Raw genomic sequence first — 20,541 nt, forward strand, 5'->3', positions numbered from 1 at the left:
ATGAAGCGTGCCGCGCGGCAACTCGGGCGACCGATTTCGGCGCATCGCGCCGATCATCTTGCGGCGCCGGCGCATCGCCGGTAACCGTGACAGGCACGGCGGCGGGGGCCGCGGGGACGAGGAGGGGCGATGAAGCCGGGAATCTTCGCGGTGCGTGACGTGGGCTCGCTGATCACCGACACCTCCGGGGACGCGCAGCTGAAACGGGCGGTCGGTTCCACCCAGCTGACCGCGATGGGGGTCGGCGCCATCATCGGCACCGGCATCTTCGTGGTGATCGGCGAGGGCGCCGCGCTGGCCGGGCCGGCGGTGATCCTCTCGTTCGTGCTGGCGGCGGTGGCCTGCGCGTTCTCGGCGCTCTCCTACGCCGAACTGGCCTCGTCGATCCCGGTCTCCGGCAGCGCGTACACCTACGCCTACGCGACGCTGGGCGAGCTGGTCGCCTGGATCATCGGGTGGGACCTGATCCTGGAGTACGGGGTGTCGGTCGCGGCGATCGCGGTCGGCTGGGGCGGCAACCTGAACGCGTTCCTGGACGCGGCGTTCGGCTTCGCACTGCCGGACGCGATCGCGAAGTCGCCCGAGGACGGCGGCGTCTTCAACCTTCCGGCCGTCTTCATCGTCCTGGCGATCACGTTCCTGCTGGTCCGCGGCGTGACCGAGAGCGCACGAGCCAACCTGGTCATGGTGGTGATCAAGCTGGCGGTGCTGGTCTTCTTCATCGTGGTGGCGTTCGCGAACTTCAGCACCGGCAACTTCCAGCCGTTCGCCCCGCAGGGCGTCGACGGGGTGACCTCGGCCGCGGCGATCATCTTCTTCGCCTATATCGGCTTCGACGCTGTCTCCACCGGCAGCGAGGAGGCCCGCAACCCGGCGAAGGACCTGCCGCTGGCGATCCTCGGCTCGCTGGTGATCTGCACGTTCTTCTACGTGCTGACGGTGACCGGCGCGCTCGGCATCGCCTCGCCGGAACAGATGGCCGGCAGCGACGCGCCGCTCGCCGCGGCCCTCGACGAGGGCGCCGGGATCGGCTGGGCGGCGGCGATCCTGGCCCTGGGAGCGGTCGTCGCGATCACCAGCGTGGTTCTGGTCATCTTCTACGGCCAGACCCGGATCTTCTTCGCCATGTGCCGGGACGGCCTGATGCCACGCCGGCTGGCGGCGGTCAATCAGAGGTACGGCACCCCGGCCCGGCTCACCATCGGCCTCGGCATCCTGATCTCGATCCTCGCGGCGCTGGTCCCGCTCGGGACCATCGTGGAACTGGTCAACATCGGCACCCTGTTCGCCTTCGTGCTGGTCAACATCGGGGTGATCGTGCTGCGCCGGACCCGGCCGGACATGCCCCGGCCGTACCGGGTGCCGTGGTCGCCGGTGCTGCCGATCCTCGGCATCCTGTTCGCCGTCTACCTGATGACCGACCTGCCGCTCGACACCTGGATCCGGTTCATCGGCTGGCTCGTCGCCGGCCTGCTCATCTACGCCCTCTACGGCTACCGCCACTCCCGCCTGCGCCAGGCCGCCACCGACCCGGCCGGCCCGCCGGAGCGCCCGGAGACCCGCGGCGAGGAGCAGCCGTGAGCCCGGGTCCGGTCAGTGACCGGCCGGTGGGCAGCGGGCCGGTGATCGCGGGCGTCGACGGGGGCGCGCACAGCGCCGACGCTCTGGCGCTCGGGCGCTGGGCGGCCGGGATCCTGGAGGTTCCGCTGGTCGTGGCGGTGGTCTCGCCCGCGGCGTCGGCGATCGGCTCGGGCCGGGTGGACGCCGAGTGGATCGCCGACCGGCGCGCCGCCGCGGACCGGGTCCTGGACGGTGCCCGGGCCGCGCTCGGCGACCCGCCCGGCGTGGAGTACCAGGTGCTCGCGTCCAGTTCCGCGGCGCACGGCCTGCACGACCTGGCCGAGCACCGCGACGCCGCGCTGCTGGTGGTCGGCTCCGGCGCGGCCGCCCCGGCGTCGCGGCTGTTTCCCGGCAGCACTGCCGAACGCCTGCTGGCGGGCAGCGTCTGCCCGGTCGCGGTGGCCCCGGCCGGGATGACCCGATCGGCGGCGGAGGCGCCGGCCGGGGAGTCCCGGGTCGGCGGGCGGATCGGTGTCGCTTATGTGGACACCCCGGACGGGCGGGCCGCCCTGGAGTCGGCGGCCCGGCTGGCCCGGCGCACCGGCGACCCGCTGCTGCTGGTCACGGTGGTGGCGCGCGGTGACGCTGCCCGGCCGTTCCTGCTCGGCTCGGACGCCGAGCGGGCGTTCCTGGACACCGCGCGGGAGACCTACGAGGAGGCGCTGCGCAAGGCCGCCGCGTCCGTGCCGGACGTGACGGTGGAGTGGACGCTGCGTTCCGGCGACGTGGTGGAGACCCTGGCCGAACTGACCGACGTGGACGTCCTGTTCTGCGGCTCCCGTGGCTACGGCCCGGCCCGGCGCGTCCTGCTCGGCGGCGTCTCCGGCCGGCTGCTCCGCCGCGCCCGCCGCCCTTTGATAGTCGTCCCCCGAGCCGCCTGACCCCAGCATCGCGTGTGGAGTTCAGGCGCGCTCCGCACCCCAGCTCCACACGCAGACGCGGCACCCGTGGAGCGTGGGGAAAACGGGCGCGCTCCGCACCCCAACTCCACACGCGGCCGCGGCACCCCGCTGCGTGTGGAAAACGGGCACGCTGCCAAGCGCGGGCGTAGGACCCGTGCTTCGTGTGGCGTCGGGGCTAGCTTCTGCGGTGCCGGCCTATCCGCTCACCGCTGTCACCGGCGAACCGGGCCGGCTCCGGATGCACGGGATCCGGGTGCACGGGCTCCGGGTGCACCGGCGCCGGGGTGGTCGCCTCCGCGGCGGCCCGCGCGTCCCACGGGGAGATCACCGACGGCCGTTCCGCCTCCATCCCCAGGTCGGCGAGGGGCACGTAGACCCGCGCGTCCACCGCTTCGGCCAGCAGCAGCGCCGCGACCAGCGCGGGCGGCCGCTCGGACGGCTCCCGGGACAGGCACCGCGAGCAGAGGTCGAGCACCTCGGGCGGCACGCCGTCGATGTGCGGCAGCGGCAGCGGGTCCTCGAAGCGCTGCGCCATCACCATCTCGGTGTGCGAGCGGGCGCTCCACGGCAGCGTGCCGGACAGGCAGTGGTAGAGCAGCGTGCCGAGGGCGAACATGTCGGCGGCCGGGGTGGCCGGCAGGCCGTCGAACCGTTCCGGCGCGATGTAGGCGGGCGTGCCCATCACCGGGCCGTCCGGGTCCGGGTCGGGTGAGCCGACCGCCGCGGCGATTCCGAAGTCGAGCACCTTGGCGCCGGCCGGGGTCAGCATGATGTTGGCGGGTTTGATGTCGCGGTGCACCACCTGCTGCGCGTGCGCGGCGGCGAGCGCCGCCGCCACCTCGGCGCAGATCCGCACGCTGATCCGCCAGTCCAGCCGGCCCGCGGCGAGGTGCGCGCTGAGCGTCTGCCCGTCGACGAGCTCCATGACGATGTACGGGACGTCGCGCTCGGCCGACGGCGAGGTGCCGAAGTCGTGCACCGCGGCGACGTTGGGGTGTGCGAGACGGGCCGCCGACCGGGCCTCGGTCCGGACCAGCTCGATGCCGACCTGCCCGAGGGTGCCCTCCACCGCCGGCGCCATGATCTTCACGGCGACCGGCCGGTCCAGCACCCGGTCGTGCCCCCGCCAGACCTCCGACATGCCGCCGAGCCCGATGCGGTTAACGAGCTGATACCGCCCGCCCAGCGTACGCATCGTGCCTCCTCACCCCCTGACACCGACGCCCAGCCGGATCGTCCGGTGATACCCCGGCGACCAGGGCACAAACGCCGCCGCGAGGCAGGACACACCGATCGTGTCCGGAAACGGAAATGGCGGAGCGGCACCTTGTGAGTGCGGCTCCGCCATCGGACAGTGCGGCCGTTTTCCGGTGCACCTGACGTCCTCGACGACGTTAGGCCACGTCGATCAAGGCCGCCAAATCAGCCCCCACCGAGCGTGATCATGCTCTCAGCATGTGACACGACGAACCGGTCAAACCACGCTTTCCGCTGCGGCGGGCGTCACCCTGCGCGGTCAGACCAGTTCGGTACGGAGGTCATGCGCCCCATCCGCCCGGGTCGCCTCGTAGTAGAGCCGCTGCCGCCCGCCGGCCAGCTCGACCAGGCTCAGATAGCGCAGCCCGTACGGCTCGTGCGGGCTGCCCACCGGGTCCCGGCTCTCGGCCGTGAGCGGCCCGAACGTCCCGTCGGGCAGCCGGACGCCACGGGCCACCCCGGTCCGCTCCTCCCAGTTCTCCCCGGCCGTGGCCCGGCCGTCGTAGGACGCGGTGATCTCGTCGCCGGCGATCCGCACCGAGGTGACCCGGACCCCGCGCGCGTCCCACGTTCCGGGACGGCCGGCCAGCGCGGTCCGCCGCCAGGTCCACTGCACACCGTCCGGGCTCGTCGCGTACTCGGTGGTCATCCGGTCGGCGTCGTCCCAGGACTCCAGGGGGTGCACCGACGCCCACAGGTGCCAGCCGTGCTCGTCGTGGTGCAGCACCGGGTCCTTCACGCCGCTGGCCTCGTCGCCGGCGAGCACGGTGCGTGGCGTCGCGGTCGCGAGACCCTCCGGCGTGCCGGCCTCGAGCAGGTCGACCCGCCAGTGCTTGGTGCCCGGCGTGGCGGCGCTGACGTAGAGCCGCCAGCGGCCCTCCGGCGTACGCACCAGCGCCGGGCGCTCCAGGGACTCGGCGCCGAAACCGTCCTTGGCGATTTCGGCGACGACCGTGAACGTGACGCCGTCCGACGAGCGGGCCACCACGTTCGCGATGCCCCGGCCGGCGCCGATCGGCAGCCGCAGGCGGTACGCGAGATAGATGTATCCGTCCGCGAGCACCGAACTGGGCGCGCCGGACCACGCGCCGGGTTCGGTGCCCGGTGGTTCCACCACGACAGTGGAGTCCTCCCAGCGGGGCAGGGGCAGGGCCATGGTTCCCATGCTCAAGACGGTTCTCCTCGGGTTGCGGCGACGGAACCCATCATCTATCGGGTTAGTGGGCTTTACGGTGGTTTCAGCGGGCGCGGGCGTGTCGGTCCAGGCTCAGCCAGTCGTCGTACCGCTCGCCCGTCACGTCCTGCAGCAGCGCGATGTCCTCGGCGAAGTACGGCAGCAGGGCGGCCCGTTCCGCCGGCGTGGTCACCGGCCGGCTCCCCTTCTTGCGGTGCAGCAGGGTGAGCAGCGGGCCGCGGGCGGCCAGCCGCAGCGGCAGCGGGAACCGGTGGCCGACCTCGCCGCCCGCGCGCAGCAGGCCGCGCAGCACCCGGTTCACCGCGTTGTCCTCGACGTAGTGCCGGTTGACGTTCTCCTTCGGGATCGCGGTGAGCAGGCCGGTCCGCACGCCGAGGAACGCGCACACCCGGTCGAGGGTCCGCGCCGGGTCGTCCTTGAGGTCGCGGTAGCGCAGCAGCAGCACCTGGTCACGGGAGATGTGCCGGTAGAGGTGCTGCAACTGCTCGCCGTACTTCCCGAGAGCGATGTAGTGCCAGAAGTCGGCCCAGCCCCGTGCCCTGCGGTCCTCCTCGGCCCGGCAGGCCGCCAGGAAGTCGGCTTCCTCCTCGAGGCCGGCCACCCACAGGTGGGTCCAGTTCGAGTGCGCCCGGTCCACCGGGTCACGCAGCAGGAGGACCAGTTTCGCGTCCGGCGTGAGCTTCGCGATCCGCTCGTGCGCCGTCCGGTCGTACAGATAGAAGGGGGTGGCCTCGCCGCGCAGCGTGCCCGCCGGGGCCGCGTCGAACAGCGCCTCGTAGTCGCTCTGCCGCCAGACGTGCTCCTGATAGGTCTGCACGTCGCCGGGTCCGCCGAACTGCGGCGGCGGGCCGTCCGAGAGGAAGAACTTGGGCTCCTTCACCGACGGCAGGAACAGCTCGGGATGCCCTGTCAGCGCGGCGTGCAGGGCCGTGGTGCCGGCTTTGGGAACGCCGGCGATCAGGAAGTCGGGCAGTGGCATCGGGCCCCCTCGGGTGCGACGGCTCGCTCAAAGTGACAGTTATCCTACAGACTAACTAGGATTTAGTCGCACCGAGCCACTGTGGCGCACGTCTCACCCGAGCCAGCGGCGCCACCAGCCGTCCCGCCGCCGGAACCGCGGGCATGCCCCCGCCTCGCACAGCGCGCACTCGGTGCCCGCCCGGTGATGCTCATGTGCCCGCGCGTCGTGCCCGCAAACACACGGGCCCTTCCCTTTAATCATTACGCCTAGTAACCTTCGACAGACTCCGGCGCGCTCAGCAGCGCAAATGACGTCACCGATTGACTACTTTCGGTAACGCCTGAACTTTTGTTCGTCAGTGAACGTACCGGAGAACGACAGGGAAACTGCTTACCCCGGGAGCGCGCAGCATGTTCCGGCTCATCCAGCTGCACACCGAGGACGGTGTGCCCCGCATCGGCGTCGACCCAGACGGATACGTCAGCGCTCGCGCCGCCCTGGCCCACTACCGCACCACGTCGGCGTCCTACTTCGCCGTCGGGCGCTTCGACCACGAGGGCACCCTCACCGAGGTCATCCTCGACCCGATCTGCGGACTCGACGGCGCCTGCCAGCGACCGGCCTCCGTCGTCCACGCCAAGACCTTCGAACGGCTCTGCGAGCGGTGCGCCGCCGGGATGGACGTGCTGACCGTCCCGCAACTGGCCCGCCGGCTCGGCATCGCCTGCCGCCTCGCCCCGTCCGTCGCCCGTTTCCGCCAGACCTCGATCGGCGGCCTGCGCGCCCCGTCCGGCAACCGGATCGCCCGCGAGTTCGCCGACCACGTGCACGACGTGGCCTGGCGGATGCAGCTCTGCTCCGAGCTGGCCGAGAGCCGTACCGCGTTGAACGGCCTGCTGATCGGCGCCGGCGCGCTCACCCACCGGCAGGTGCTCGACCTGTACCCGGCGCTCTGCTCGCTCGGCGACGAGCTCCCGGCACAGATCCGCTCCGACCTGTGCCGGGCCACCGCTCGCCCGCTCTCCCCGGCCGGCGTCGCCGGCCTGCGGCTGGGGCTCAGCTACCGAGACTGATCCGCACGACCGAACCCGTTCCGGCGCAGACGCTGCAGTTCGTGACGTACGCGGACCGGCCGCTGATCGCCAGACCACCCGGCGCGGTCAGCCCGGCCGACGCCACGACCTGGTGCCTGCCCTTGCGGTCCACCCGGAGCAGGGCGCCGGTCCGGTCACCGGAGAGCAGTCCCCGGTGGGCGATCTCCAGCACGTAGAGCCGGCCGTCCCGTGCCCAGGCCAGATCGATGATGTTGGTGAAGCCGGTCGCGAACACCGACGGCGCCTTACCCGGCACGATCCGCCAGACCCGCGCCTGCCCGGCCGGGAACGGGAAACCGGTCAGCTCGCCGACGTAGAACGCGCCGTCCGGGCCACGGGTCACCGACGTGGGCACGGACTCCATCGGGATCGGCGTGCCGGCCGGCGGCGAGCCGGGCGGCAGGCCTTCCGGCGCCGCCACGGTACGCCTCGGGAACGTGGCGACAGTGGAGATCCGGCCGCGCGGGGCGACCCGCAGCAGCGAGTTCCCGCCGGCGTCCACGACCAGCTGCCCGCGCCTCGTGGCGAGCAGCGCGTTCGGGTTGGTGTCCGGCGGCGTCACACCGTCCGGGTTGGCGCTCGTCTCATAGGCGCCCAGGTCGGCGAGCACCGCCGGGGTGCGGCCGGCCCGGTACAGCTTGGCCATGCCGGTCAGCTGCGGGACCTGCTGCCGCAGGTCGGGACTGCCGCCGAGGCCCAGCGTGTAGTGCAGCCGGCCGTCCGCGCCGAGCGACACGTCCGACGGGCCGGACGCCTCGGTGCCGGCCCGCGACGCGAGCGACGGCAGCTTGGTCTGCAGGCGCCACTGCCGGCCCTGCTTGATCACGGTGATCGCGCCGGACCGGCCGAAGCAGGCCTCCCCCTCCGGGCCCGGCCGGCACGGGCCGGCACCGCCCCGGCCCGCCTCGGCGACGTAGATCTCGCCGGGCGGCCCGAGCGTGATCCCCCGTGGATTGTCCAGACCGGTCGCGATCGTGCGGACGGCCGGCGTGGCGGCGGCCGGCACGGCCGGGATCAGCACTGCCGGGACGAGCAGCGCGGCCGCCCCCACGACGGCCGCGACGACACTCTTGGTGATCATCTGATCTCCCCCTGTGGTCGAGATGACTCCGCAAGGTTCCGCCGCCCGCCCGGCGGCGCATATCGCCCGAACGGGCCGGTAAGCCCATTTGTCGTCGATCCGACCCCGGGCGGATGAACCGGTACGGTCACCGGCATGACCTGCACCTTCACCGGCCTCGTCGCCCGTGCCCGCGGCCTGGTCAGCGACGACCGGCGGGCCGTGCTCGGCATCGCCGGGCAGCCCGGCGCCGGCAAGTCCACGCTGGCCGAAGCCCTGGTCACGGCCCTCGCCGCCGACCCGCCGCCCGGGCACGGTCCGGACTGGGTGGCGCACGTGCCGATGGACGGCTTCCACCTCGCCGACGCCGAACTCGAGCGCCTCGGGCTGCGGGACCGCAAGGGCGCCCCGGACACGTTCGACGCCTACGGGTACGCGGCCCTGCTGCGCCGCCTCCTCGACGACCAGGACCCGATGATCTACGCACCCGGGTTCGAGCGGGTCCTCGAACAGCCCGTCGCCGGGGCCATCGGGGTGCCCCGCCAGGCCCGTCTGATCATCACCGAGGGGAACTACCTGCTGGTCGACGATGCGCGCTGGCGGCCGGTGCGCTCGCTGCTGACCGAGGTCTGGTACACCGACCTCGAGCCCGGCGAGCGGCTGCGGCGGCTGATCGAGCGGCACGTGCGGTTCGGCAAGCCGGAGGCCGACGCGGTGGCCTGGACGACCGGGACCGACGAGCGGAACGCCGAGCTGATCGCCACCACCCGGGAGCGGGCCGATCTGCTGGTCCCGGAGAGTGTTCTGCGGCGCCTCGCACCAGGGTGAGCCGTGTCACCGGCGGGGGCGGGACGGTGCTGGATGCGGTTGTCGGGCGGGGAGGGCACCGTACCTCTGAAGGTTTTTGTCGGACCTGAGTGGCATGCTTGCCCTCATGTCGGTGGGTGAGGCGGTCGAGAGCGAGCCGAGGCATCGCTCGCCGCGGCGTGCGATCTTCGGTTTCGTGGTGCTCGCGGTGGTGGCGCTGCTGTTCGGGGTGCCGATGGTGACGCTGCTGTGGTCGGGCAACGACTGGCCACTGCTGGTCCGCGTCGCCGGCACCGCCGTGTTCGTCCTGGTCGCGCTCGGTTTCCCGGTGCTGATGTTCCGGGGGCACAGCGGCCACAGCGACACCGCCGCCAGGCTGGCGGACACGCTGCTGGGCGTGATCTGGGTGCTCTTCACCTGGTCCGTGCTCGGCCAGGCCTTCGGCCTGATCCTGCGCCTCGCCGGCGTCGCCGATCCGATGCGCTCCCGCGTGGTCACCGCGGTGGTCCTTCTGGTCGCCCTGGTGCTGCTCCTCTGGGGGTACGCGGAAGCCATGCGCGTCTCGAGAGTCCGGCGCGTCGACGTCACGATTCCCCGGCTCGGCCCCGGCCTCGACGGCCTGCGGGTCGTCCTGATCACCGACACGCACTACGGCCCAATCGACCGTTCCCGCTGGTCGCGCGGCGTCACCGAGGTGATCAACTCGCTCGACCCGGACATCGTGGCCCACACCGGCGACATCGCCGACGGCGAGGTGCACCAGCGGCTCTCCCAGGCCGCCCCGCTCGGCGACGTGCGGGCGCGGCACGCCAGGGTGTATGTGACGGGCAACCACGAGTACTACAGCGGCGCGCTGGGCTGGGTCGAGCACATGACCTCGCTCGGCTGGGACGCCCTGCACAACCGGCACATCACCGTCACCCGAGGCGGCGACACCCTGATCGTCGCCGGCGTCGACGACCGCACCGCGGCCGGCTCCGGCCTCCCCGGCCACCACGCCGACCACGAGGCCGCCCTCGCCGGCGCCGACCCGTCGCTGCCGATCCTGCTGCTCGCCCACCAGCCCCACCAGATCACCGGCGCCGTCCAGCACGGCGTCGACCTCCAGCTCTCCGGACACACCCACGGCGGCCAGATGTGGCCCTTCCACTACCTGGTCCGCCTCGATCAGCCGGCCCTGCAGGGCCTGTCCCGCCACTCCGAGCGAACCCAGCTCTACACCAGCAGAGGCACCGGCTTCTGGGGCCCGCCGTTCCGCATCTTCGCCCCCAGCGAGATCACTCTGCTGACGCTCCACGCGCCCCGGCCCGCATAGCGCGAACGCCACCCGCGACCGAGCCCAGGCACCCGCCCGCCCGACAACGAGACCCGCGACGCTGCCCACCGCCCCGGCACCACCGCCCCGGCGCGCGCTCCGCGTCGCTGTTCACGGCCCTCAGCGCGCGCTCCGCGTCGCTGTTCACGGCCCCGGCGCGCGACCCGCGATGCTGCCAACGGCTCCGGCACGCGCTCCGGCGCCAGCCCGTCACGCTGCCTGACGCGGGCTTCCCGTGTTACTCGCCCCGCCTGTCCGCTGACTCCGTTGCCCGTGAGCGGTTCCGGATACCGACGCTACGTGGCGTCCACAGTCGACGCCGTGTCGCGTGTCTAACCCACCTCACCCCACCTTGAGCATCCTAGGAACCTAGATTGAATGCTGACGGCCTCCGGGTCGGTCGTGGTGCCGCTCACGATGTCCGCCTTTGAGAGGCTGATGCAAGCACATCAACGTCCTCACCGGCCCCCGCCCACGCCCACGCCAGATCCGACGTCAATGAGCTGAGGAGTTGCTTCGGCGGAACACCGGCCTCAGCGAGTCGCATGGCCGCCGGGGGTGTGTGGAATTCGGGCACGGGCCGCGGCCCCTTCCGTCTCATGACCTTTGTGGCCGGTGTGATCCGCACCTCGAACCCGAACGCGGGCGGCAATGTGGCGCACCGTGTGACTTTCGGGTTCTCAGCGCCGTGTCAGCGACTGTGATCGTCACGGGGCGTGCCGACATCCGGGGTAAAAGTGGCGCTTTGCGGAATCCTCCGGACGCCCTGAACCCCACAGAATGACGCAAAGCCGCAATGCTCCGCCGAGGCAGTGACCCAGCGTGACGCCCGAGGGGTCGGCCTAACCTGCTCCAGGAGAGGGCTCAGCGGGACGCCGCACGACCGGGCTGAGTGCGGCACGACCGGGCTGAGTGCGGCACGACCGGGCTGAGTGGGGCACGACCGGGCTGAGTGGAGCGCACGACCGCGCTGAGTGGAGCGCCGCACGACCCGGCTGACCCGGCTGAGTGGGACGCCCGCAAGGGCCGGCCGGGCCAACGGGACACCGTGCGGCGACCGTGAACTCGACCGGGCCACCCCGGCGGGGTCAGCCGACCCGCCGGCAACGAGCACCCCGAGCGGCCCCGGACTCCCCCGCGCTGCCACGCCCCATCCGTCCGCCCACCCCGTCCGGCATGGAGCCTCACAAACCCGAAACGCCTCCACATCGCGTGGTGATCTTACCGATAGTCATATTCGGACTCCTCTGTGTACCGTGCCCGTGGGGGATTCGATCGATAACGGACCTCACCACGGGGAGACACAGCTTGCGCAACATCCTGATAGTCGGCGCCGGACAGGCCGGCCTCCAACTCGCCCTGAGCCTCACCGCCGAGGGCCACCGCGTCACTCTCATGTCGGCCCGCACCCCGGGCGAGATCCGGGACGGCGCCCCGACCTCGACCCAGGCGATGTTCGACCCGGCGCTGGAGACCGAGCGCGCCTACCGGCTCAACCACTGGGACCGGCTCGCGCCACCGATCCACGGCCTGCACGTGCAGCTCGCGGCGCCGCCCGGCACGCTGGCGCTGCAGTTCACCGCGCCGCTGGACCGCCCGGCCTACTCCACCGACCAGCGGATCAAGATGGCCCGCTGGCTGACCGACGCCGAGCAGGCCGGGGTGGAGGTCGTCTACCAGCCGGTGAGCCCCGGCTACCTGGACGCCCTGGCGCCACGGTACGACCTGACGATCGTGGCGGCCGGGCGGGGCGAACTCATCCAGCTGTTCGAGCGTGATCCGGCACGGTCACCGTATGAGGCGCCGCAGCGGGCACTCGCGGTCGCGTACGTTCACGGGCTGGCCCCCGATCCGGCCTGGCCGGAGCCGCACGTCGAGTTTCACGCCATCCCCGGTCTCGGCGAGCTCTTCGTGATCCCCTCGCTGACCAGGACCGGCCCGTGCGACATCCTGTTCTGGGAGGCGATCCCGGGCGGCCCGCTCGACGTGTTCGCCGCGAAGACCGGCGAGGAACACCTCGGGCTGACGCTGAGCCTGATCCAGGAGAACCTGCCCTGGTTCGCCGAGCGCTGCGCCGGCGTCCGGCTCACCGACGACCGGGCGACCATCGAGGGACGGTTCACGCCGGCCGTCCGCAAGCCCGTCGCGCACCTGCCCAGCGGTGGGCTCGCGCTCGGCATCGGCGACGTCGTGGTCGCCAACGACCCGATCACCGGGCAGGGCGCCAACACCGCGGCGAAGGCGGCCCACCACTATCTGCAGGCGATTCTGCGGCGCGGCGACGAGGCGTTCGACGAGCAGTGGATGACCGCGACGTTCGAGTCGTTCTGGGCGGCGCACGCGCAGGCCGTGACGGTGTGGACGAACGGGATGCTGCAGCCGCTCCCGCCGCACGCGCAGCGGATCCTCGGGGCGGCGTCGGCGATCCCGGCGGTGGCGCGGCGGTTCGCGCACGGCTTCGCCGACCCGAACGACCTGCTCACCTGGTTCGCCGATCCGCACGCGGCCGACCGATACCTGCAAAGCGTGAGATAAGCCCGGCAAAACGCGAGATAAGCCGGTAAAGGAGCCGGAATAAACCGGTTGAGCCACCTCCGCCCCCCGCGCAGGATGGGGAACACCGCTTCCCCATCTGCCCGAGGACTCCTCCATGCGTCTGCTCCGCGACCTGTGGGCCACAAGCCGAAGTCGCACCGCGCTCGTCGCGTTCCTGATCTTTCTCGGGGCCGCGGGCGGAGCGGTCGCGCTCGCCGTGGCCGGTCCGGTGCTCGTCGACCGGTCCTGGCCGTTCTTCACGGTCCTCATCGGGGCGCTCGTCGCGGGCGTGCTCAGCGATGTCGTGGTGGGCCTGGTGGTGGCCCGGCTGACCGCCGACTGGGCGGCCCGGGTCCGCCGCGACCTGAACCGGGTCGCGTTCGGCCAGGACGTGCCGACCCTGGAGAACACGCCGGTCGGTGAGCTGCTCGACCGGATCGACTCGGACGTCTACCAGGTCGGCGCCGAGCTGCGCGGCAGCGGCGTCCGGCTGGCCCAGTCGCTCGCGGTCGCGGGTCTGTCGATCGTCACCACGTTCTTCGTCTGGTGGCCGGCCGCGATCGCGATGATCGTCGTGTCGGTGCTGCTCTTCGTCGTCATGAACAAGCCGATCCAGCGCATCTCCCCGATGCGCATCTCCGAGGAGGAGGCCTGGTCGGACCTGGCGGCGGTGATGGAGGAGGCGATCCACGGGCAGGACGACGTCCGGACCAGCCTGGCCGCGCCCTACGTGCGCCGGCTGTACGCGTTGCGCGCCGCCGAGGTGCTGCGCCGTGGCCGTCTGGTGTGGCGCTCGTCGTCGCGGATCACCATGGGGGCCGGGGCGATCACCCGTACCCTGATCGCGGTCCTGGTCGTCGCCGGGGCCTGGGCCCTGCTGGCCGGAGAGATCGACGGCGCGCGCCTCACCGGGGTGTGGCTGCTGGCGCTCGGCTTCGGCGGCACCCTGGAGCACGTCACCCGGATGGTCCCCGAGCTGCAGAACGCGCTCGGCGCCTGGAGCCGGGTGCAGCTGCTCAGCCAGGTGGAGCAGGAGCCGACCGAGGGCGTCGACCCGGTGGACGGCGACCTCACCATCCAGGATCTCACCTTCCGCTACGGCGAGAGCGACAGCGACCGCCCCGCCGCGTTGCGGAACGTCAGCCTCAGCTTCCGGAGAGGCCATTCGTACGCGTTGATCGGCCGCACCGGCTCCGGCAAGTCCACCCTGGCCAAGGTGCTGACCCGTGCCGTCGACGTGCCCCGCGGCACGGTCTTCCTGGGCGGCGTCGACGTCAACGACATCGGCGTGGAGGGGCTGCGGCGGTGGACCGCGATCGTCCCGCAGCGCACCGAGATCCTGGCCGGCACGCTCGCCGAGAACATCGCGCTCTTCGACCCGGGGCTGCTGCCGCGGGCCGGCGAGGCGCTCGACGAGCTGGGCCTGACCGCCTGGGCGGCCGGTCTGCCGGACGGGATTCACACCCGGCTCGGCGAGAACGGCTACAAGCTCTCCGCCGGGCAGGAACAGCTGGTGGCGTTCGCCCGGATCCTGGTCCGCGACCCGCACGTGGTGATCCTCGACGAGGCGACCGCGCGGATGGACCCGGTCACCGAGGCGTGGGTGCAGCGGGCCACCGACCGGCTGCTGCACGGCCGGATCGGCGTGATCGTGGCACACCGGCTCTCCAGTGTGCAGCGCTGCGACGAGGTGGTCGTGCTCGCCGACGGCGTCGTCCTGGAACAGGGGCCGCTGCGGGAGTCACGGCGGTTCGCCGAACTGATGGCGAGCAGCAAGCTGGCCGTACCGGCGGCCCGCAGCGCCGTCCTGCTCGACGACGACAAGGACAGCGACTGGGACACCGCCATGCAGGTGGAGCTGGGCCAGGACGCGCTGGCCGGGCCGCTGCCGAGCGTGGAGCCGCCGCCGCTGCCGGAGCCGCCGCAGGCCCGGACCATGCGGGAGATCGTGCGGCTCGCGACCAACGACAAACGGTACGGCCTGGGCGCTGTCGGCCTGTTCCTGCTGCTCGTCCTCTTCGGCCTGGACGGCGCGATCCTGCCGCTGCTCTGGGCGGACGTAGTGGACGGGAAGGGCAACCCGCTCTACCCGGCGATCGGCATCGCGGCGGCGCTGCTCGCGCTGATCCCGACGCTGTACTACACCGGCGCCTGGTTCCCGGAGTGGTGGGTCCGGCAGATGCTGCGGATCAGCCTGCGCCTGGTGCACGGGCAGATCGGCCCGCGCCGGGTCAGCAAGCACACCCCGGCCGAGGTGGTCGCGCAGGGTGGTGACACCGAGCGGGTGGTGATGCTCGCCGACAACCTGATCGACAACGGCGTCGCGGTGGTGACAGTGGTGGCGATGACGCTGACCTCGCAGTCGGCGGTCCCGGCCGGGTTGTTCGTCGGCACGATGGTGCTCTCCGGCCTGGCCGCGACGCTGTTCGGCCCGCGGCTGGAGCGGGCGGCCCGGCGGACCGTGGCGGCCCGGGCGGCGTTCGCGACGTCGCTGGTGTCGTCGCTGTCGGCGGCGCGCACGGTGAAGCTGGCCGGCGCGACCGAGCCGGTGCTGGAGCATCTGGCGCGGCTCGACGGCGCGCGCAGCGAGCTGCAGCGGCGGGAGATCGCGATCCAGGTCTGGGCGCGGTCGACGCCGTCGATCGCGAGCGGCCTGCTGCCGATCGCCGCGTGGTACCTGTACCTGACCGGTCAGCTCAGCGCGGCGGCCACGCTGATCGCGGTGGCGACCCTCGGGTCGGCGCGGTGGTTCGCCTGGACGATTGCGTCGCTGGTGTCGCACTTCCCGTCGGCGCGGGTGTGGACCCGGCGCACGGTGGCCATGGCGGGCGTCTCGGCGTACACGTCGGACGTGCCGGGTGTGGACATCTCCGCCGGCACGGCGCCGTCGCCGCCGGTGGCGCCGCGCAACCCGCTGCGCACGCTGTCCCTGCACGGTTTCAGCGCGGTGCACGAGAACGGCGCCCTGGGGGTACGCGACATCGACCTCACCGTCGATCGGGGCGAGCTGGTCCTGGTCGTCGGCCCGGTCGGCGCGGGCAAGTCGTCATTGCTGCGGGCGCTCGCCGGCATCGTGCACCACACCGGCGAACTGAGCTGGAACGGCGAGCGGGTGGTCGAGCCGGAGATGTTCCTGCGGCCCAACCAGGTGGGTTACGTGGCTCAGCTGCCACGGGTGCTCTCCGGGACGGTCGCCGACAACATCCGGCTCGGGCACGAGGTGGACGCGGCCGACGCGGTGACAGTGGCCCAGCTGGACCACGACCTGGCGGCGTCCGGCGGCGGCCTGCACCTGCTCATCGGGCACAAGGGCACCCGGCTCTCCGGCGGCCAGCTGCAACGGCTGGCGCTGGCCCGGGCGCTCGCGCCGCGCACCGAGCTGCTGATCGCCGACGACGTCTCGTCCGCGCTGGACGTGACGACGGAGCTGGAGCTGTGGCGGGCGCTGCGCTCGCACGGGGTGACGGTGGTCGGCTCGACCTCGAAACGGGCGGCGCTCGCGCAGGCCGACAAGGTGGTCGTGCTGATCGGCGGCAAGGCGGAGGCGCAGGGCACGTGGCAGGAGCTGGAGTCCCGGTGGGGTCACCTGGCCGGCTAGCTGATCTGCGCTTGCAGCTGGGTGACCACACCGGTCACGGTGTCGGCCGGGATGGCGAATCCCAGGCCGACACTGCCCGTGCTGTCACCGGCGGTGGCGATCGCGACGTTGATGCCGACCACCCGGCCGGACATGTCGACCAGGGCGCCGCCGGAGTTGCCCTGGTTGATCGCGGCGTCGGTCTGCAGCAGCCCGGTGAGCTGCTCGTCGCCGGTGTCCAGGCCGCGGTCCAGGGCGGAGACGATGCCCGAGGTCACGGTCCCCTCCAGGCCGAGCGGCGCGCCGAAAGCGAGGACCGTGTCGCCGACCGCCACGCTGTCGTCGGTGGCGAACGTGACGGGCGTCAGGCCGGTGAGCCCGGTCGCCTGCACCAGCGCCAGGTCGTGGGTGGGGTCGGCGGCGACCACCCGCGCCGGCACGGTCTGCCCGGTGGAGAGCCGCACGCTGACCGTGCCGCCGGACTGGATGCCGTCCGACTCGATCACGTGGTTGTTGGTGAGGATCAGGCCGTCGGCGCCGATCACCACGCCGGAGCCGAGCGACGACTCCTGCGCGCTGTCGACCAGCACCGTGACGACGCTGGGCTGCACCTGGGCCACGATCGGGGCGAGGTCGGTGCCCTCGGTGACCGTCGCGACGTCCGCGGCCACGGCGGCCGTGCTCGTGGTCGTGAGGTGCTGGTCCATCAGGTACGCGCCGGCGCTGCCGCCACCGGCCACCAGCACGAGCACCGCGGCGCCGCCGGCCACGCGCTTCCTCCATCGCGTGTCGCGCGGCGGCTTGATCATCACCGGCGGAATGTGGATCTCCACCGGCGTGGTGGGCTGCTCGTCGATGGCGGCGGGGCGGGTCAGCAGATCGGTCATGCCGCAACGATGCGCCGCCACGTTAGTGCGCAGCGGTGAGCTGTCTGTGACTTCACTGTGTGCGCTGCGTCCGGGCCCGGCGCGGTGCGGTAGTCCGTCCGGGTGGCTCCGGCCACCCGGCCGGGCAGACCCGGCGCGGCGCACGGAACGGACCGCACCGACCTCTAAGGTCTGCCGGGTGTCCCCCACGAACACCACGCGAACGGTAGTCGAACGGCGTCCCTTCGGTCCCACGATCAGTGAGCCGGCCGCTGCTCTTCGCACAGCGCTCCCCCAGCTGACTCCCCGATTCTCCACAGCCCACCTGCCCGGTCCCGACGCCGCGGTGTCGCCGGATCCGGTCACGCCGGACGCCGCGAGGTCGCTGGATCCGGTCGCGCCGGAGGACTGGTGAACCGGATCGGGCTACTTCTGATCACGGCCACCGTTCCGGTCATCGCGGGATGCGGGACTGCTCCGCCCGTACCCGAATGGAAGAATCCACCGCCGGACGCCGCCCCGCCGAGCTCGTGGCCCGCCCCGGCCGGCGCGGTCGCCTCGCCGGCTGCCGACTTCGTCGCCGCGGTGCGCGACCGGCTGCCGGAGCTCGCGATCGACCGGCGGCCGGAAGAGATCACCGAGCTGGGCGACCGGGCCTGCGCCGGGCTCGCCGCCGGCACGCGGCGGCCCGCGGTGGTCAAGAGCCTGTCCCGGTACGGGGTGAGCGGCCCCGACGCCACCACGCTGGTGACCCTGGCCGGGGCGCACCACTGCCACTGAGCCCGGTGCGCGCATCGGCCGAAAGTGGCAGAGGTCCACAGCAATCGAAGACTTCCGCCAGATGTCCCGCACAGCCGGTTTCGCGACGCTGGATACCTCAGCTCGCACCGGGAGGAACGGATGTCCGCACGAGGAATGCTCAGCGTGGTCGGCACGGCGGTCGGCGGCCTGATCGGCTGGACCGATGTCGCCCCGCCCGCCGACCCGGCCACGCTGCGCGCGCTCTTCGCCGATCTGGGTGTCCGGATCGGCGCCGACGACGCGCAGCTGGCCGAGGCGGTCCGCTACTTCCAGCACCGCACCGGCCTGCCCGCCGACGGCGTGGCGGGTCCGGCGACCGCGCACCTGCTGGCGCGGTACGCGGCGGAGGCCCGCGAGCTCACCCGGATCGAGGCAGCCTGACGCGCCATCATCACCGGCGACCGGGTGGGTGGTGGAGCCAGAGGGGATGCCAATCGGGCTCGGTAAACGCTCTAACGGCTGAATCGACACCATCTGCGAACAGAACCACTCCATAGTGTCATCCACGCGTCTCTCTCCGTGGTGGAACCTTCTTATCGTGGCCCGGGTACCCCTACCGATCCGGGCCCAGCCCTCGAAGGGAAACCACCATGGCGCGTCTGTCTCACGGAAAAATCCTCACCGAAGAGGACCTGATCATCGGTCGCGCTGAGGTCGCCGCCTTCAGCGCCACCTCCGCGACAGCGATGTTCGCCCTGACCGGTGCGCCGCCGCCAGGCCCGTTCGACCTGCTCTTCCCCGATCTGCAGGACGACCCGGAGAACCTGGTCGAGCAGACGCCGCAGACCACCAAGCTGCTCGCCGAGCTGGGCACCGCGATGGCCGACCCGGACCGGGGCGACAACAGCGAGATTCCGGCGATCTACACGTACTTCGGCCAGTTCGTCGACCACGACATCACCCTGGAGGTCCAGGCGCCGGGCGGCGGCATCGGCTCCGGCTCCGCACAGGAGCTGGTCGCCGACGGCATGCGGCCGATGACCCTGGACCAGGTCCGCACCGCGCTGCGCAACGGGCGCACCGCCGCGCTCGACCTGGACAGCCTCTACGACCCGCCGGCGCCGGTCGACCCGAAGAACCACAACCTGATGGAGATCGGCACGAACGTCGACGTGCTGAGCGGGGACGTGCCGTCCAAGCAGGTGCCGGGCAAGGACAACAACAACGACCTGCCCCGGCTCGGGCGCAACGCGAAACCCGAGCTCGACCGGGCCGCGGAGATCGGCGACGGGCGCAACGACGAGAACCTCATCATCTCCCAGCTGCACCTGGCCTTCCTGAAGGCACACAACGCGCTGGTCAAGCAGGGCATGTCGTTCGAGATCGCACAGCGGACACTGCGCCAGCACTACCAGCACATCGTGGTGCACGACTTCCTGAGCCGGGTCTGCGAGAAGGAGATCGTCGACGACGTCGTGAAGAACGGCAACCGCTGGTTCAACCCGCACGGCGCGAGCTTCTTCATGCCCCTGGAGTTCTCGGTGGCCGCGTACCGCTTCGGGCACTCGATGGTCCGGGGAACCTACAACTTCAACATCAACTTCAGGTTCGGCGACGACACCGGCCCGGCCACCCTGGAGGACCTCTTCACGTTCACCGCGCTCAGCGGAGAGATGGGCGACCTGGAGAGACTGCCGAACAACTGGATCATCCAGTGGGAGAACATCGTCGGCGACAACGGGCAGAAGGCCCGCAAGATCGACACCACCCTGGCACGGGTCGGCAACCAGGCGCTGTTCAACCTGCAGACAGTGGACGGCAAGCCGGAGACGCCCGACCTCGCGGCCCGGCTCTCGGTGCGCAACCTGCTCCGCGGGTACCGCCTGCGGATCCCCACCGGCCAGGCTGTCGCGAGACACCTCGGTGTGCCGGTCCTGACGCCGCAGCAGCTGCTCGAGGCGACCGGCGACGTCAACGGCGATCAGGCGAAGGCGCTGCGCAAGGGCAGCCTGCAGACCCGCACCCCGCTCTGGTACTACATCCTGGCCGAGGCGCAGGCGCAGAACAAGGGCGCCCGGCTCGGCAAGGTCGGCAGCACGATCGTGGCCGACGTCCTGATCGGGCTCATCCGGCGCAGCACGGACTCGATCCTCAAGATCCCGGGCTGGCGGCCCACCCTGCCGGCCGCCAAACCGGGCACCTACGAGCTGACCGACCTGCTGCGCCTGGCCGGTGTGCTCGGCGCGCCGGTCACCACGCCGCCGCCGACCACGTACACGGTGAAGTCCGGCGACACCCTCGCCGGCATCGCCCGGTCCCAGCTCGGCGACGAGAAGCGCTGGCCGCAGATCTACGTGCTCAACCGCAGGCAGATCCGCGACCCGAACCGGATCATCGCTGGTCAGGTGCTCCAGCTGCCGCCGAGGCAGCCGGTCGGGACGATCCCGAGGCTCTACACCGTCAAGCGGGGCGACACGCTCTTCGGCATCGCCAAGTCCCAGCTCGGCGACGGCAACCGCTGGCCGGAGATCTTCCGGCTGAACCGTGACATCCTCGACAACCCGGACCGGGTCGTCCCGGGCCAGACCCTGATCCTGCCGAACTGAGACCC

15 protein-coding genes are annotated in these 20,541 nt (G+C 72.0%); 10 read left to right on the plus strand and 5 right to left on the minus strand.

Annotated features, from left to right (window positions below):
* The first annotated feature begins 129 nt into the window (after window positions 1–129).
* Both AB0F72_RS26680 and AB0F72_RS26685 read left to right on the plus strand, forming a co-directional pair.
* Window positions 130–1,581, plus strand: coding sequence for an amino acid permease (locus AB0F72_RS26680; protein ID WP_360436262.1), 1,452 nt, complete (start codon window positions 130–132; stop codon window positions 1,579–1,581).
* Window positions 1,578–2,501, plus strand: a complete 924-nt coding sequence (locus AB0F72_RS26685) for a universal stress protein (RefSeq protein WP_360436264.1) — start codon at window positions 1,578–1,580, stop codon at window positions 2,499–2,501. Before AB0F72_RS26680 ends, AB0F72_RS26685 begins: the two co-directional genes overlap by 4 nt.
* 196 nt (window positions 2,502–2,697) lie before the next feature.
* Here AB0F72_RS26685 and AB0F72_RS26690 read toward each other — a convergent pair whose 3' ends face one another.
* The 3 genes from AB0F72_RS26690 to AB0F72_RS26700 all read right to left on the minus strand — a co-directional run bounded on the left by AB0F72_RS26690 (window position 2,698) and on the right by AB0F72_RS26700 (window position 5,953).
* On the minus strand, window positions 2,698–3,717 hold the full coding sequence (locus tag AB0F72_RS26690) for a serine/threonine-protein kinase (protein WP_360436266.1): 1,020 nt from the start codon (window positions 3,715–3,717) through the stop codon (window positions 2,698–2,700).
* 321 nt (window positions 3,718–4,038) lie between these two features.
* Window positions 4,039–4,944: a hypothetical protein gene (locus tag AB0F72_RS26695; protein ID WP_360436314.1), complete on the minus strand. Its 906-nt coding sequence runs from the start codon at window positions 4,942–4,944 to the stop codon at window positions 4,039–4,041.
* 73 nt (window positions 4,945–5,017) lie between these two features.
* On the minus strand, window positions 5,018–5,953 hold the full coding sequence (locus tag AB0F72_RS26700) for a sulfotransferase (RefSeq protein WP_360436268.1): 936 nt from the start codon (window positions 5,951–5,953) through the stop codon (window positions 5,018–5,020).
* Between the two features lie 392 nt (window positions 5,954–6,345).
* Between AB0F72_RS26700 and AB0F72_RS26705 the strand changes: the two genes are divergently transcribed.
* Entirely contained in the window at window positions 6,346–7,008 is a 663-nt protein-coding gene (locus tag AB0F72_RS26705; protein ID WP_360436270.1) for a hypothetical protein, read from the plus strand.
* On the opposite strand, the gene AB0F72_RS26710 is transcribed toward AB0F72_RS26705, so the two are convergent.
* Window positions 6,992–8,110, minus strand: a complete 1,119-nt coding sequence (locus tag AB0F72_RS26710) for a ScyD/ScyE family protein (protein WP_360436272.1) — start codon at window positions 8,108–8,110, stop codon at window positions 6,992–6,994. The two genes, AB0F72_RS26705 and AB0F72_RS26710, sit on opposite strands and share 17 nt — an antisense overlap.
* A 135-nt stretch (window positions 8,111–8,245) precedes the next feature.
* Here AB0F72_RS26710 and AB0F72_RS26715 point away from each other — a divergent pair, with 135 nt between their 5' ends.
* From AB0F72_RS26715 to AB0F72_RS26730, 4 genes are all read left to right on the plus strand, one after another.
* A complete protein-coding gene (locus tag AB0F72_RS26715; protein WP_360436274.1) occupies window positions 8,246–8,917 on the plus strand; it encodes a nucleoside/nucleotide kinase family protein in 672 nt (223 codons plus the stop codon).
* Between the two features lie 106 nt (window positions 8,918–9,023).
* Window positions 9,024–10,211 (plus strand): metallophosphoesterase, encoded by a 1,188-nt coding sequence (locus AB0F72_RS26720; protein WP_360436275.1) that lies wholly within the window; start codon window positions 9,024–9,026, stop codon window positions 10,209–10,211.
* Between the two features lie 1,308 nt (window positions 10,212–11,519).
* The gene (locus AB0F72_RS26725; protein WP_360436277.1) at window positions 11,520–12,746 is read left to right on the plus strand and encodes a styrene monooxygenase/indole monooxygenase family protein; all 1,227 of its coding nucleotides are present in this window, start codon (window positions 11,520–11,522) and stop codon (window positions 12,744–12,746) included.
* Between the two features lie 115 nt (window positions 12,747–12,861).
* On the plus strand, window positions 12,862–16,344 hold the full coding sequence (locus tag AB0F72_RS26730; protein ID WP_360436279.1) for an ABC transporter ATP-binding protein/permease: 3,483 nt from the start codon (window positions 12,862–12,864) through the stop codon (window positions 16,342–16,344).
* Here AB0F72_RS26730 and AB0F72_RS26735 read toward each other — a convergent pair.
* Complete coding sequence (locus tag AB0F72_RS26735) at window positions 16,341–17,210, minus strand: trypsin-like peptidase domain-containing protein (protein ID WP_360436281.1); 870 nt, start codon at window positions 17,208–17,210, stop codon at window positions 16,341–16,343. The genes AB0F72_RS26730 and AB0F72_RS26735 overlap by 4 nt on opposite strands.
* 390 nt (window positions 17,211–17,600) lie before the next feature.
* On the opposite strand from AB0F72_RS26735, the gene AB0F72_RS26740 reads away from it, so the two are divergent.
* The 3 genes from AB0F72_RS26740 to AB0F72_RS26750 all read left to right on the plus strand — a co-directional run bounded on the left by AB0F72_RS26740 (window position 17,601) and on the right by AB0F72_RS26750 (window position 20,536).
* Window positions 17,601–17,969: a DUF732 domain-containing protein gene (locus AB0F72_RS26740; RefSeq protein ID WP_360436283.1), complete on the plus strand. Its 369-nt coding sequence runs from the start codon at window positions 17,601–17,603 to the stop codon at window positions 17,967–17,969.
* A gap of 120 nt (window positions 17,970–18,089) precedes the next feature.
* On the plus strand, window positions 18,090–18,371 hold the full coding sequence (locus tag AB0F72_RS26745; protein WP_360436285.1) for a peptidoglycan-binding domain-containing protein: 282 nt from the start codon (window positions 18,090–18,092) through the stop codon (window positions 18,369–18,371).
* A gap of 209 nt (window positions 18,372–18,580) precedes the next feature.
* On the plus strand, window positions 18,581–20,536 hold the full coding sequence (locus AB0F72_RS26750) for a LysM peptidoglycan-binding domain-containing protein (protein WP_360436287.1): 1,956 nt from the start codon (window positions 18,581–18,583) through the stop codon (window positions 20,534–20,536).
* Window positions 20,537–20,541 lie beyond the last annotated feature (5 nt).

It is taken from the genome of Actinoplanes sp. NPDC023936, assembly GCF_040639325.1.
Lineage (GTDB): Bacteria > Actinomycetota > Actinomycetes > Mycobacteriales > Micromonosporaceae > Actinoplanes.

Coding starts and splice junctions, on each gene's coding strand:
- AB0F72_RS26680 (WP_360436262.1), top strand. CDS start 130: ATGAAGCCGGGAATCTTCGCGGTGCGTGACGTGGGCTCGCTGATCACC.
- AB0F72_RS26750 (WP_360436287.1), top strand. CDS start 18,581: ATGGCGCGTCTGTCTCACGGAAAAATCCTCACCGAAGAGGACCTGATC.
- AB0F72_RS26710 (WP_360436272.1), bottom strand. CDS start 8,110: ATGATCACCAAGAGTGTCGTCGCGGCCGTCGTGGGGGCGGCCGCGCTG.
- AB0F72_RS26695 (WP_360436314.1), bottom strand. CDS start 4,944: ATGGGAACCATGGCCCTGCCCCTGCCCCGCTGGGAGGACTCCACTGTC.
- AB0F72_RS26705 (WP_360436270.1), top strand. CDS start 6,346: ATGTTCCGGCTCATCCAGCTGCACACCGAGGACGGTGTGCCCCGCATC.
- AB0F72_RS26730 (WP_360436279.1), top strand. CDS start 12,862: ATGCGTCTGCTCCGCGACCTGTGGGCCACAAGCCGAAGTCGCACCGCG.
- AB0F72_RS26715 (WP_360436274.1), top strand. CDS start 8,246: ATGACCTGCACCTTCACCGGCCTCGTCGCCCGTGCCCGCGGCCTGGTC.
- AB0F72_RS26735 (WP_360436281.1), bottom strand. CDS start 17,210: ATGACCGATCTGCTGACCCGCCCCGCCGCCATCGACGAGCAGCCCACC.
- AB0F72_RS26700 (WP_360436268.1), bottom strand. CDS start 5,953: ATGCCACTGCCCGACTTCCTGATCGCCGGCGTTCCCAAAGCCGGCACC.
- AB0F72_RS26690 (WP_360436266.1), bottom strand. CDS start 3,717: ATGCGTACGCTGGGCGGGCGGTATCAGCTCGTTAACCGCATCGGGCTC.
- AB0F72_RS26745 (WP_360436285.1), top strand. CDS start 18,090: ATGTCCGCACGAGGAATGCTCAGCGTGGTCGGCACGGCGGTCGGCGGC.
- AB0F72_RS26720 (WP_360436275.1), top strand. CDS start 9,024: ATGTCGGTGGGTGAGGCGGTCGAGAGCGAGCCGAGGCATCGCTCGCCG.